This window comes from Nocardioides sp. TRM66260-LWL (assembly GCF_020075545.1).
Lineage (GTDB): Bacteria > Actinomycetota > Actinomycetes > Propionibacteriales > Nocardioidaceae > Nocardioides.
Window position 1 is genome coordinate 105,045 of sequence record NZ_JAIQZK010000004.1, and the last position, 13,758, is coordinate 118,802.

At 62.4% G+C, this 13,758-nt stretch carries 8 protein-coding genes and 2 pseudogenes; 5 read left to right on the forward strand and 5 right to left on the reverse strand.

The window, feature by feature from the left end; all coding sequences use genetic code 11:
- Window positions 1-5 precede the first annotated feature (5 nt).
- From K8Z61_RS11540 to K8Z61_RS11550, 3 genes and pseudogenes are all read left to right on the forward strand, one after another.
- On the forward strand, window positions 6-2,624 hold the full coding sequence (locus K8Z61_RS11540; RefSeq protein WP_224129643.1) for a hypothetical protein: 2,619 nt from the start codon (window positions 6-8) through the stop codon (window positions 2,622-2,624).
- 94 nt (window positions 2,625-2,718) lie between these two features.
- Window positions 2,719-3,909, forward strand: a pseudogene (locus K8Z61_RS11545) (IS3 family transposase).
- A gap of 513 nt (window positions 3,910-4,422) precedes the next feature.
- The gene (locus K8Z61_RS11550; protein WP_224129645.1) at window positions 4,423-5,430 is read left to right on the forward strand and encodes a hypothetical protein; all 1,008 of its coding nucleotides are present in this window, start codon (window positions 4,423-4,425) and stop codon (window positions 5,428-5,430) included.
- A gap of 224 nt (window positions 5,431-5,654) precedes the next feature.
- On the opposite strand, the pseudogene K8Z61_RS11555 reads toward K8Z61_RS11550, so the two are convergent.
- The 4 genes and pseudogenes from K8Z61_RS11555 to K8Z61_RS11570 all read right to left on the reverse strand — a co-directional run.
- Window positions 5,655-5,922, reverse strand: a pseudogene (locus K8Z61_RS11555) (leucine zipper domain-containing protein); the annotation flags it as partial.
- Window positions 5,906-7,147, reverse strand: a complete 1,242-nt coding sequence (locus tag K8Z61_RS11560; protein ID WP_224129647.1) for a proline-rich domain-containing protein — start codon at window positions 7,145-7,147, stop codon at window positions 5,906-5,908. The gene K8Z61_RS11560 and the pseudogene K8Z61_RS11555, both read right to left, overlap by 17 nt.
- Window positions 7,148-7,394: 247 nt before the next feature.
- Entirely contained in the window at window positions 7,395-9,260 is a 1,866-nt protein-coding gene (locus K8Z61_RS11565; protein ID WP_224129649.1) for an asparagine synthase-related protein, read from the reverse strand.
- A 128-nt stretch (window positions 9,261-9,388) separates the two neighbouring features.
- Window positions 9,389-10,569 (reverse strand): IS3 family transposase gene (locus tag K8Z61_RS11570; RefSeq protein ID WP_374227942.1). Its coding sequence is split into 2 segments (ribosomal slippage): window positions 9,389-10,303 and window positions 10,306-10,569, totalling 1,179 coding nucleotides; the frame shifts between segments, so codons are not numbered across the junction.
- 146 nt (window positions 10,570-10,715) lie between these two features.
- On the opposite strand from K8Z61_RS11570, the gene K8Z61_RS11575 reads away from it, so the two are divergent.
- Together K8Z61_RS11575 and K8Z61_RS11580 are read left to right on the forward strand one after the other, a co-directional pair.
- On the forward strand, window positions 10,716-11,747 hold the full coding sequence (locus tag K8Z61_RS11575; RefSeq protein WP_224129650.1) for a hypothetical protein: 1,032 nt from the start codon (window positions 10,716-10,718) through the stop codon (window positions 11,745-11,747).
- 157 nt (window positions 11,748-11,904) lie between these two features.
- Window positions 11,905-12,480, forward strand: a complete 576-nt coding sequence (locus K8Z61_RS11580; RefSeq protein WP_224129652.1) for a CYTH domain-containing protein — start codon at window positions 11,905-11,907, stop codon at window positions 12,478-12,480.
- A 460-nt stretch (window positions 12,481-12,940) separates the two neighbouring features.
- Here K8Z61_RS11580 and K8Z61_RS19325 read toward each other — a convergent pair whose 3' ends face one another.
- Window positions 12,941-13,633, reverse strand: coding sequence for a dCTP deaminase domain-containing protein (locus K8Z61_RS19325; protein ID WP_224129654.1), 693 nt, complete (start codon window positions 13,631-13,633; stop codon window positions 12,941-12,943).
- Window positions 13,634-13,758 lie beyond the last annotated feature (125 nt).

The window sequence follows — 13,758 nt, forward strand, 5'->3', positions numbered from 1 at the left end:
AACTGGTGACTGAACCGCGCGGCAAAGGGCTCGACTACCAGATCGGTGTTGCATGCCGACGGCCACTCGATGCCGTGTTCCTGCCGAAGAGCTACGCGGCTGACCTCGCCAAGTTGCCCGACCTGGCCGCCGAAGTTGCTCGGGTCCGACCCTTGCACTGGAAGTCGTCTCCCAACGAGGCGTTGTACGTCACGCTGAAGTCCGCCGCAGCAGCTACGGGCAAGGACACATCCCCGCCGAACTTCCTGCCGATGGGTTGGGCTGAGCTCGCTGGCGTGATGATCGGGCGGGCAGATCCGCCAAACAAGCGGCTCGATTACAATTCGCGACTCAAGCTGATCCGCGACACCTTCACTCGCTCGGTCGACACCGAATCCGAGAGAGCTCTTCGTGCGCAGTTGTGGATCCACTTCGCGACCGCCTTGAGGGAGCTGGACGTGGCGCAGGCAGCGCCGCAACAGGCCGCGTTCGAGGACCGGTTCAAGGGAGAGATTGCTCGCGCCGAGCTCTACTCCGAAGCTCGCTGGTCGCTCCGGCAGGCAGTGCGGACGGTGGTGCTGCGCGGCGAGTCGGGCAACGGCAAGACCTATCTTGCGCGCCAACTCGTCCGCGATGAATACGCGGGTCGCCGAGTGCTCTGGCTCGGAGAGGACGTAGGTAACCCGTCGCCTTACGATCTTGCCCTGACTGCCTACTTGGAAGAAAAGGGCATGTCCCAGCAGGCCAATGGCGGTGCTGCTGCACGAGATGCAGCCCTACTCAGACTGCTACATGATCCAGAGAGTCTTGACCTACTCGTGCTGGACAACGTGTCACACGGGCGGGCTCGCCTCCTACTTGAGCAGTCCGCTGTGCAAGCCTTGCTCACCAGTCGATGGGAATTCACCCTTCCTAACACGTCATCTGTCCCAGTCGGTCCCTACTCTGAACCCGAGGCAATCGCCGCTGCGCGAACTGGCTTCGAGAGGGCGACGGACTCGGAGATAGCGCGGTTCTGCGGCGAGGTTGGATATAGACCCCTCGTCATTGATATCGCTTGTCGGCTCGCGACCAACACCCAATTCCGCCTCGACGATATCAGGGAGACAGTACACCTAAACGCGGCTGAGGCGATCGATAGTTTTGCCGAACTCGTCCCGTCTTACTCGAACGCCACCGGCGACCGAGTTAGTGCGACCATGACAGAGGTCTATCGACGCTTGGCCGACGCCGTATCGTCGAACGTATCCAGCGCGGTGGTTTTGGACGTTCTTCTTTGGCTGCCGCGAACATCGAGCGTTGGACTCGTCTGCACAATCGCCGAGGGACTGTCGCCGCGAATAAATCTCACAATGGCGGCTGGAGGAATCGCGCGGCTGAGTTTGCTGGGCGTTATTGACATAAGCGGCGACGAAATTCAGATGAACGATCTGACGAAGAGCATGCTTCGCGCACTACAGTTTCAGCGCTCTAGTGCCGCGATCTCTGCGTTCTTCTACAAGGCTTCTGAGCACATCGACATGGCATTGATTCGAGGTGCCATCAATCGCGGCGAATGTCCCGTCACGTCTTTGGAGCGGAAATATCTTGACGCGCCTGCGCGGGACGCCTACTGGAAATTCCATGGATCGAATCTGCAACTTTCGCAGATGGTTTACGAAATGTTTGCGAAGGACCGATCCGTGGGCCTTATGCAAGTCGCGCCTCTGGAATACATAGCATTCCAGCGCGATTTTGAACTCTTCGAGAGTGGTCGCGTCAACGAATTTGCCTTTATCGAAGCCCCCGCCGAATTGCCCGCCGTGGTGACAAGTTCGCGGGGTAGACGAAAGCTCCTGCGGCACCGACTAAAGCTAGTGTCGGCTTACATACTCGTCCACAATGTCGCGCTCCGCTCGAGCGGCATTGACGAGGCGGCCCCGCCGTGGGGTTACGGCGTCCGCATTTGGCCCACTGCGCCACGCAACGATTGCGCACATTACCTCGTGTCAATCTTCCCGTCCAACGTCGCAGCCAGCCTCGGCGTCAACGTCTGGTCGCGGTGTGGAGAGAATTTTGTTCCACTCGCTACTCTAAAAGACGCGCAGCAATGCGATTCGTGTGAAGCCTTCGAACCTGATCCAACTCATTCTGACTACCGGCTTGACATCTTGGCGATGCTGAAGGTTCTCGATGTGGCTTCAGCGCCATGGGAGCGCAGCTACGAGATTTTTTCAGCAGTCACTGCAATTTACCTCGAAATTGGAGAGCTCCCTCCGCTCGGGATAGATTTTCTCGATATCTCTGGTGCCGATCCTCATACTAGAGTTATGCACGCATGTTGGTATGCGATCTCAAGCTTGGCGTCCATCGCGGACAAGGACTATCGCTCCTCGGGATGGCAGGAACGAGCCGCACCGTACCTCCAGATGGGAGTGGATGCGTTACGCGGAGGTCGCGACCTACTGACAGCCGACGAGACAGCGATTATCGCCACCATCCTTGGCTGGCGGGACCTGGAGTTGGGTCCGGCGAATCGGGCCGCGGAGCTATCTGCGATCGCGATCCAAAGCTTTTTGAGCGCAAGCGACGAAGTTGCGCGGGAGTGGTTATGGCAGGCGGAACTGTTGGCAAAGACGGCGGCTTCCGGACCGAGCCCAGCGTGAGAATCAACCTCTCTAGGCACGAAGCCAGGGACTGCCCCCAGTTGGGTTGACACCTGACCTCTGAGGTTTCGGCCTCAGGAGGAAGGATTTCCCCGTGGCTAAGCCCTATCCCCAGGAGTTCCGCGACGACGTCGTGGCCGTGGCCCGCAAGGGCCAGGCGCCGCTGGCGCAGATCGCGAAGGACTTCGGCATCTCCGAAGGCTCGTTGACGAACTGGCTGAAGAAGGCAGACATCGAGGACGGCAAGCGCCCCGGCCTGACCGAGGCTGATCGTGCCGAACTGCGTGAGGCGAAGAAGCGGATCCGGCTCCTGGAGCAGGAGAACGAGGTTCTCCGCCGGGCGGCTGCCTACCTGTCCCAGGCGAACCTGCCGGGAAAATAGTCTTCCCGCACGTGGCGAGAGATGGCCGCGGCCGGCGCCCGCATCCGGGTGCCGGTCGCGGTGGCGTTGCGGGTCCTCAAACTGTCCAGGCAGGGCTACTACCAGTGGCTGGCCGATCCTGTGTCCCAGCGGGACTGGGACGACGCGCACCTCATCGACAAGCTCTACGACATCAACGAGGACGACCCGACGCTGGGCTACAGGTTCCTCACCGACGAGCTCGACCTGCAGCACGGTGTCCTCGTCGGGGAGAACCGCGTCCACCGGCTGTGCCGGATCGCCGGGGATCACCGCCTCGCACCACAAGAAGCGAGCAAGGCCGGCTCCACCGGACCGGCACCCCATGACGACCTCCTCGCCGTGGTCGATGAGCACGGCGTGGTGCGGCACGAGTTCCTCGCCGACGGTCCGAACAAGGTGTGGCTGTGGGACATCTCCGAGCACCCCACGCGCGAGGGCAAGCTCTACGTCTGCGCAATCAAGGACGTCTGGTCCAACAGGATCGTCGGCTACTCCATCGACACCCGGATGAAGTCCTTTCTGGCCCAAGCGGCGCTGCGCAACGCCATCGCGCTGCGCTCACCAGTCGGCACCGTGTGTCACTCCGACCGGGGCGGCCAGTTCCGCGCCAAACGCACCCAGCAGCTACTCGCGCACCACGGCCTGACCGGGTCGATGGGCCGCTCCTACGGCGCCGGGGACAACGCCAGCATGGAGAGCTTCTTCGCCCTGCTCCAGAAGAACGTCCTCAACACCCGCCGCTGGGACACCCGCGAAGACCTCCGCCTCGCGATCGTCACCTGGATCGAGACCAAGTACAACCGCCGACGCCGTCAACGCGGCCTCGGCAAGCTCACCCCCGTCGAGTTTGAGATGATCTACGCGACCGCAGCAGCGGCCTGATCCCCGCACACCCCGAGTGTCAACAAGACCGGGGGCAGTCCCCCATTTCATTGTTCACTGCGTCGACTCTGACACTCGTGGCGGACCCCGCCAGCTTCTCGAACACGGCGAGGAGATCTCCATGGTGGCTCTGGTCCAGTCGCCTCGGGGCTTGAACCACTTACCGGACCACGCAGCGGTCAGACCGCGGACCAGCGCGACAGCACGGGCACGGAACTCGGGCGGATATGGGAGAGGCACTCTTGGAGCCTTTCAGTTAGGCCCTCGACTCATCACCAGGACTGGAACCCAAGCTGTAGGGCAGGTCAAGATGTCACCAACACGTGCAGCAGTCCCCTTTTCAAGCAAGGGATGTCCTCACAGATACGACGTCAATCAAATCGCAACAGACCTGAACAGCTCCACGAGTGATCTTGCACGGACTCTAGCGGCACCCGCCTTGAAGCCGTAGGGTCAGGACCACACTCAACTCACTCGGACAAGAGTGTCCCCTCACAAAGATTGGGATTTCGCGTGCACTCAAAGTTCAGGGCTAGCAGCACCTTTGCTGCAGGCATCCTCCTAGCCACTGCTGGCCTCACTGTGGCAACCCAGCCAGCCGCTCTGGCAACACCACCCAACCTCGACTCCACTAGTTCTGTCACTACCGGGGACGGAACTCGAACCATTCCCGCTACTGGTGACTCCATCACCGTCTTCAAGCTCAGTTTCACTGCTGATTCGACCAAGAACTATTATGTTTCGACATCGATCACAGAATCGCAGCCTTCCAGCACTAGTGACGAGCTTCTGTACAGTCAGGTGAACTTGACCTGCGCCGGCCAGGGAACTCAAGTCCAGGGCTCGACAACCAACACATTCGCGGGTCAATCCATCACCGTGACTCCGCGAATGGTTTACGACCCCCAGAGCTCCGGTCCTGTCACATGTTCAGTGACGGCCAAAAGTGGGCGGCCCCGGCCCGCGAGCCCTGACACCCAGCCGAACAGCAACTATTGGACGGTCGACACCGGGTCAAAGCTTTCAATTAGCCAGGGAATGGATTCATGGACTGGAGAGGTCGGCCAGACATCGCCCAACAGGCTCTTGACTTCGTCGTCTCCAAACTACACGCCTTCTAGCGACGAAGTCTCGCTGCCGAACTCGCTTACGTCCTTCGATCTCATCAGTGATCACAAGCTGACGGTTTGCACCTCAGACAGTGGTGGTGCCGGCGGAGAAGACGGCGCCGACTGCTCCGGATACATCGACAGGAACGGATCCTCGACCGTTCAGCTCACCGTTAAGGTTCGCCAGAAGTACAGCAATGGTGAGTGGTGCGGCTCGAGCCAAACCGTGATCAGCCGCAGCATCGACATTTCTCGAAACAGGCATCACGTCATGTCCTTCAATAAGGTGAACATCGATCCTATCGTGGGTTGCGCTCGCCGATTCGTGATCACAACCAGTTTCGAACTAGCAAGTGGCAGTACCGCCACGATCGTTCATGGTTCATACGAGAACACGCTTCTAACCTCCTGATTCGAGCAAACCAAGCCGCCCTCCGCGTGATCCAGCGGAGGGCGGCTTGCAATATGGGCCTCACTTTGGCTGAAATCTCCGCCTCCGATCGCCCTCCTGCATTCGTTTCAATTCATTCGCAAAATCGGTGACTCGCGCAGCATTCGGGTCGGAGTTCCTGGGAGTAGCGGGGTTTGAGGGCCGACGATGGGCCGTGAAGACGTAGACGGCCGCCAGCTGGACTGAATCATGGCTGGTCCCCACCGGGCAGGGGACACGTAATCCGATCACGCGACGCTCAGCAAGCGTGGGTGTGCGATGCGGTGAGGTCTTGGGGCGCGAGGATCGGTCAATCATGCCGGCCCGGCCGAGGGTCCGATAGCGGTCGGCCCATCGCTTGGCCGTGGTCACCGAGCAGTTCCATCGTTCCGCGGCCCGTCGTAGCGTCCAACCCTTGTCGACGACGAACTGGGCCAGACGCAGGCGGCCGGCAGGGTTAGCGTGGGGCACCAAAGTCTCCGTTTGTGAGATTCGAATGCTTGATCGCTTCACACCTCACCCGGAGGCCTTCGTCATCGTCTAGCGGCACGCCGTACCTTACGTCCGTGGTCAGTACAGCTAGCGGACGATTTGCAGCAGGATCGTCAGCCGGTCGGCCGGGGCGTGCACGCGCATCGCAGCACCGGAGCGGTGGAGCACCTGGGAGCGCACCCAGAACTGCGAGGTGCAGCCCTTGCGGTGGTGGACCTTGATCCGCCCCCGGTTGAAGACCATGGCGTGGTGGATCGCCGGGGTCACCTTGCGGCTGCCCGTAGTCGACCTGACACGGTGCGCAGGCGTGGCCGCTGCGGGTGAGCTGCACGACGATGAGGCGGGTGCGCACGCGGGTGCCCTTGCGGCTGACGCGGCGGCCGCACAGGTCGCGGCCCTGGGTGGTGGAGTCCTTGCTTCCGCCGGGGGAGGAACAGGTGGTGACCTTGTGGTCGGCGAGGATCTGGAAGGAGCTGCCGGCGCCGATCCATACGCGGCGAGAGATCGTCGTCCAGCTGCGGCGGTGCTTGCTGAGGATCTTGGAGCGGGAGGTGTTGACCAGGGTCCGCGACCACAGGCCGAGGGGGCGGCTCATCGACAGGTAGGAGCCGTGCGAGACCTTCCAGGCGTTGCTGCGGTGGCTCCGCCAGTTCGGCCGCGGCCGCTTGCCGGTCGCCCGGACGGTGCAGGTGATGATGCCTGTACGCGGGGCGCGGTAGATGAACCGCGGCGTCATCAGGCTGCGGTGCTCACGCACTAAGTTCTGCGTCGAGCCGGCATTACCGACGCCGCCCGGACGCGGGTTGCATGTCACCGATACGCCAGCCATCAGCACTGGGTCCGAGGTCGAGCGCGGCTGTGCGGCGTAGATCTTGGCCGTGATGAGACGGCGCTCGCCCTTGCGAACGCGCACGCGCATCGCGAAGATCCGCACGGTCCGCTCAGGCTGCACCGAGGTGGCCAGCCGCGCCGCGACGGTGCGCGGCATCACCGAGGTCGGCGTGCGCGGCGCCGAGCGGACGCTGCTGCGCTGGGCGTCGCTCCGGACCTCGCCGGCGTGCGCTGGAGTGGCGAGACCGGCATCGGCGCTCAGCGCTGCCAGCGGTCCGACGATCACGGTCACTACCGCCGTCAGCAGCAGCGCTGCCCGACGCCGGATCCGTCCGTCCTTCGCGGCCACCGAGGCCGCACGCTCATGCCCGATCATGGCCCCCCCACGCGCGGGCATACCGTAGACAGGCCGCGGGCAGGATGTTAGACGAACTGCCGAACGAACTACGTGGGTTTCGATCAGCGTGCATCTTGGGGGAGCGCAATCCGGGATGACACCTGTAAAGGCGACTTCCTGTCCGAGATTCCACTCATGAAGACCTCGCACGGTCGGAGTCACGAGCAGACATTCAGGTTTCGGTTGTAGCGCTGCTTGTATGTCACCTGGCGTGCGATCGCCTGAACTAGCGACGTACGCGATCTCGGACCCGTCGCGCGAGACTGCGGAGTCGGTCACCCGAGGAGGGCGCGGCTGGAGGGAGTGCATTCGGAACTGGCGCCGTGAGCTCGCTGGTCGCTGGCAACAGACGTGAATCAGCGGATGCCCAGAAGTCATTACTGAGTGCTGCCGCGACGGTGGCAAGGTGCCAGGTCCGCATGACCTCCTGGCGGTTGCTCGGCCGCTCGGAGAGGACCATCTCCTCGACGCGTCGTCGATCCGCGATCTGCCAGAAAGCCGCGGGAGCGTCCATGACAACCGAGACAAGCTCGGCCCTGACCTCGGGCAGATCAAGACGCCAGTTGAAGGATGCCTGGTCACCGTGGGCGCCGATGACGGGAGCGCGAGCGTCCCAGGCTTCGCGCTGGCGCGGATCCAATGGCGCCGACTCGTCGAACTTCCAGCGCCGCCCGGCGAACCGCACATTGCGCAGCTGCGGCGCAAGGTCGTCGAGGAGTTCCGCGATGAGGCGCTCGCTCATTCGCTCCGCAAGTGAGACGGCTCGCACCGATCTGACAACCTCGTGGTCGAGGTACGGCCGCTGCGCCAGCGAACCAATGCTGGCAGAGCCCCGCGCCGCCCCGGTCCAGCGGCCGGTGCGCTGCACGACGTAAAAGTCCTCGAGCGCCGCTGCGCCCGTCCGCTCGGCGTCCGTCAACCACACCTGTGCGTCAGCCTCAAAGGCAGCCCTCGTGTCTCGCGTGAGCCGCTTCGCCGAGCCAAACAGTCGTCCCCGCATGTAAGTAAGCACCGCAGCCGGATCGCTCGGATCCTTGACCGCACCTGCGTAGTAACCACGCAGGATCTCCCCGCCGCTCCCGCCGAAGGGGTTCATGGCCGGCTTGTAGACGTCATCAATGCGGCCTACTCGGTCGTACCCAGTGAGCATGCCGTCCGCGAGGACCACCGCCTCCTTGAGTCGGCCCTGGACGTCGACAGTGACCTGGGACTCCGCGACGGTCGCGCCCATGGGGGGCGTGACACGGTGCGGTACGCCGAGGGCTGCTGCCACCTCGGTCGCGACAATGACGTCGGGGTCATCCGGTAGCCCAGAGGTGCGGGTGGAGACCGAGACGTCGGCGGCGCGCAGGAGCGCGACGATGAGCCGCGAGTCGCGGCCGCCCGTCAGACCGAGCTGGACCTGCTCGCCCGCAGCCCGGAGCGGTTCGACGCTCGCACGGAGCGCCTCTGCCAACGGCAGCGGCTCTGCTGCGAACTCGACGGGTGCCACGCTCAACCCGCCGGAGGGGGTCAAGCGCACTGCGGTCGCCGGGCGCAGTGCGCGAACGCCCTCGAAGGAAGACCGATCCGTCACCGCGTAGCCGGCGCTGATGATGCTCGCCAGTCCGACCGGATCGTGATGAGGGCCGGACGGATCTGCGACCAAATGAACAAGAAGCGCGCGATTGCCCACCACCAGAAGTTCAGGGGTCTCCGCATAGAAGACCGACTCTGCTCCGGACGCGCACGTGAGACTGACGACCCCTCCGTCGCTGCCCCCGATCGCCGACCACACGCCGCCCTGACGCCCGAGGGGCTCCCCACGGAGAAGCAACTCCGCGTCGAGCGGCTGCCCGATCGTGTAGCCGGAGAACCCGAAGACGGCCTTGTCCTCGCCCTGCCGCTGGAGAAGCGGCCTGTCCGGCTGCACAGGTTCGTTGCTCCAGGTGAAAACTTGGGCCTGACGATCACCGGAGGCCCAGGAGTCGACGCCGCCTCTGCCGTCAGCGAAGGGCAGACTTCGGCGGGCAGCGTCTTGCACCCGCTCGGAAATCTCGAGGCCCGATCGACGGACGACGACGCCCAAGAACACCCGCATCAGCCACTCCATTCGTCGGTCCGGAGGCTAGCGGATCATGGCCGACATGACGTAGCGGCCAGGGCCGAGTACGCCTACGACTACTCACGCCCGACCTATCGGGGGGGCGCGCTGCAGGAACTGGTGACAGTTCGGGTGGGTTAGGCAGCGGTCATCTTGGTCTCGTACTCGATGGGGGTCAATCGGCCTAGGCGGTCTTGGCGGAGGCGCCGGTGGTAGTCGCGTTCGATCCAGGTCACGATCGCCAGCCGGAGGTCTTGGCGTGTCTGCCAGGTGCGGCGGGTGTCGAGGACCTTGCGTTGAAGGATCGAGAAGAACGACTCCATCGCGGCGTTGTCTCCGGCCGAGCCGACCTTGCCCATCGAGCCGACCAGGTCATGGCGTCGCAGTGCCCGCAGGGCGGCGTGAGCTCTCATCTGAGAGCCCCGGTCGGAGTGCAGGATGCAGCCGGCGACGTCTGCGCCTTCCATCTGCCGGCGGGCGACCGCGTGCTCGATGGCGTCGACCACGATCCGGGCCTTCATCCGTGACTGGATGGAGTAGCCCACGATCCGGTTGGAGTAGACGTCCTTGATCGCGCAGCAGTACAGCTTGCCTTCCAACGTCTTGTGTTCGGTGATGTCCATCAGCCACAGCCTGTTCGGCTCGGCCGCGGTGAACATGCGCTTGACGTGGTCCTCGTGGGCCGGGAGGTCGCCCTTCTTGCGCTTCTTGCCGTTCTTCGGCGTGCCGTAGGAGGACCACAGCCCGTTGCTCGAGCACAGCCGCCACGCGGTCCGATACGCCATCGGGGCCCCAGCACGACGGGCGTCATCGGCCAAGACCCGGTAGCCGGCGGTCGGGTCATCGACATGCGCTGCGGTCAGAGCTGCGACGCGATGGGCGCGCAGCTGCGCGGCCGGGCCGACCGGACGAGCCGCCCACCGGTAGTAGGGCTGCCGGGCGAGCTTGAGCACGCGACACGAGACCGCGACAGGGACACCCGCTTCGGCAAGCTCAGCGACGAGCGGGTACTTCATTTTGGGGAGCCACCCAGTTTGAGATTCGCCTGCGAGAGATAGGCGGCTGCCCGGCGCAGGACCTCGTTCTCCTGTTCCAACAGCCGTACCCGCTTGCGCAGCTCGCGGGTCTCGGCCTGCTCCTCACGGCTGGTACCGGGACGCTCGCCGTCCTCGATGCGGGCTTGGCGCAGCCACTTCGACAACGTCATCGGGTGAACCCCGAAATCGGCCGCGATCTGCTCAAGGGTCACCCCCGGCTCACGGCCGCGAGCGATCGCCACGACGTCATCGCGGAACTCCTGCGGATACGGCTTCGGCACAACGACATCCTTCCAGGCCACCCCCTCGGGCAAGCCAGATCAGATGTCACCAGTTCCTGCACCGAGCCCGGGCATCTACGGTGGCCGATCGGCCAGATCGCGCCAATCTGTGCCCGGGGCTCAGGCCGGCGGGGTCGACTGATGTCGTGCACTCGCCGACAGTCACCGCCCGCTACCTCGCGATGTGGCTTGCCATCTTGGTGTTCACTCCCCTAGTTGGCGTTCCAGTCTCGATCTCTTCGGCATTCGCTGCGGTCGATGCGGACTCGGTCTCAGCGACCCTGACTCCATCCGCCCAGGTCCGGCGCAACGGCGAGAACCAGAAGCTCGGCTATCTGAAGATCAGTGCACCAGGCACCTACATGGCAACGCTGTCGGCGAACATCCGAGACGACAGCGTCGATCCGATCCAGATGGCGTCGATCTCGCTCATGTGCAAGGAGCGGACGAAGACCCTAGATAAGCTCGGGACCGCTGCGAACATCTTTCGCGGCGAGACCTTTCCGCTCACCGTTCGCGTCTACTTCACCATCAAAGAGCGTGGTGCGTGCTTCGGATACGGCGCGACCATGACACTCAGAGGATCGTCGGCATCGCTGAGCAGGCGGGCCGTTCGAGCGACGGCGCTACTCACGGTCGCGGGACCAGTGTCAGCAACGACCGTAGAGTCTCGAAGGTTCATCAACGATGATCCGGGCAGCGATCGGTACACCCATCGCTCGTTCCTCGCGCGTTCGCACCAGCAGACACATGCGGCGGGCCTGACGACCTCGGCAGCGCCGGGGACCTCGGCCCTGCTGACAGGGAGCGCCTACCTCACGAGCTGCGTCAGTGATGGAGGCTCGCGTGACGCCAGCACAGGCGGCCGAGAGCTGTGCGTGCCCTCTGTCATCAAGCACGGGCAAGACGGCTCGCTCATCCGTGTTCGACTGGTGGCCCGTCAGTACGCTGCGGACGGTGGAGCTTGCGCCACGACGGTCGTGCCGGGTACGACCCGCAGACTGCGAATCAGTGCGCGGCGCCACCATCTCCCTGTATCGCTGCAGGGCAACGTCACCTTGCCATCCAACGCAAGGTGCACCGAACGCGTGTCCACGTGGATTGAATTGACCGTGCTCTCGGGACCAGCGGTCGTAGTGCACTTCCCGAACACCGTGACTGCCTTCAGACCCCTATAACCGGGGGGCGGACCTGCCCGACCTCGCCATGAGGCCGATCCTGGTTGGTCCAGCCGACGTATTCGGCGACGTCGTTCTCGACGTCGGCCACTGAGATGCGCACGGATCTCGAGCTACAGCCGAGAAAGAACGACGCTTCGGTGATAAGATAGATACGATGGCAAGAGAAATAGAAGTCAAGATCACCCATGCCGACTTTGCATACGAAGAGTTAATCGTTGCAATCTCGTCGAGGTACGAGTTGAACTTCGCCACTCAGGTCGACGAAATTTTTGCAGCCACGCCGATTGACGTGCTCAATCCCACGGCTGGTACGGTCATTTGCCGCACGCGCACAGTCGGAGACGAGGCACCCATCCTGACCGTCAAGCGCCGACGCTCACACAACCTTGACCGCGACGAGGAGGAGGTTAAGGTTGAGTCGGTCCAGGCCATTACTCGCGTGCTGGCCCTTATGGGTTTCGGGCACGTCGCGCAAATTTCGAAACGTCGCGCATGGACTCGCCTGACTGACGAGCTAACGATCTGTATTGACTCTGTCGACGACCTCGGGGTCTTCGTTGAGATCGAGGCACTCATTCAGTCAACGTCGAGCGGTGGCTACTCAGCATCCGAAATCCAGCAAGCTCTCCGACTTGTAGATCCGAGGCTCGCAGATCTTATATATCGGCCGGGCTATTCGATTGTCGAAAAGGGATACGATACCTTGCTGCTAGAGATGAATAATTCCTAAAACTCGGCCCTACAATCGATCTCGTCGGCGACGACCTTGCGCAGATCGGAATATCGGTCGTCGCGGAAGAAATCCCCAGGAGTACCGGAAATCGGATTTATGTCAAATTGCCCCAGGACGCGTTGACCCACGGACTGTATGAGTCCTATCACCCGCGCCTCATGGTCCGCATCCGTCGGCATGTCCGTATCAAACTCGGATAACGCCACTCGAGGTACGTCGAGCGCAACTGCCAAGGCGCACCAATTTCCGGTGACTGGATCGTGGTGCACCTCATCCAGGACAAGCGGGAGATTCGCAGAGATATGAGTCTCAAGACGCTCGAGGCAGACGTCATCGAGTTGTGCGATTCCTCTCCGCAACGCGAGGTACCTTGGGTCAGAATCGGCAGTCAAATTTTTTTCAATCATGATTAATCCATAATGTCATATCGGAACAGATATCTCAACAACTACATGCACTAATGAATCGCGCTATTGATTACGTCAGGTATCCCGGTTGTGACCCACGCTACGGCAACGGTTGCCGCATATGGAGCTAGTTGCCTGATCCGCTCCTTCCACCGTGGCGTTTCCAGGGAACTTGTCGGCGTAACAACGCGCAGCAGGTCATCTGTCATAACCTCATCCAATCGGAGTAGCACGAGCGAGGCGAAGCCCGTGCCGACATCAAGCTTAATGGTTCGCTTGCTTGAGTTCATGACGGCAATTTCGGGCCGGCCGACGAACTGCGGATCGATTTTGATGCTTGCAACATTGAGTCCGTCGGCAGCGAGCGAAACTCGAGAGACAACCATACCCATGACACTTTTAGACAGTTGAACTTGTTCGCGGGTCCGAATTCGAATACATTCACCAGGCGACAATTGGATTTTTCCGTTTGCCTTGACCCATTTTGTATCGAATTGATAGTCACCGGAAGCATGCAGGTCCAAAACGACTCGCTCGTTCGTCGTGAGCGCACGACCAACTACATCGAGAGCAGGATCCTCATGGTCCTGAACCCTTACGCCAAACGATGCCCACTGGTGCAACTGGAGAACCGCCAACTTCGTTCCACCTTCTAGAGCTTGTGCCGCGAGGAAACGATCTGCGTCCGCTTGAGAGCGATAATCTAACAGTGCCGCCTGCGAAGGACGGCCGCTTCGTCGCACGCCGGACCGCCCCAGCACCACTTCACCCGTTGCACTTGCGGAACGTTCGGCTCCACAGCGGCCGATGGTCGCGACTGGCCCAGCGTGTCACCCGAGGCGCACAGCGAACCGCCTCGGGATGTCCG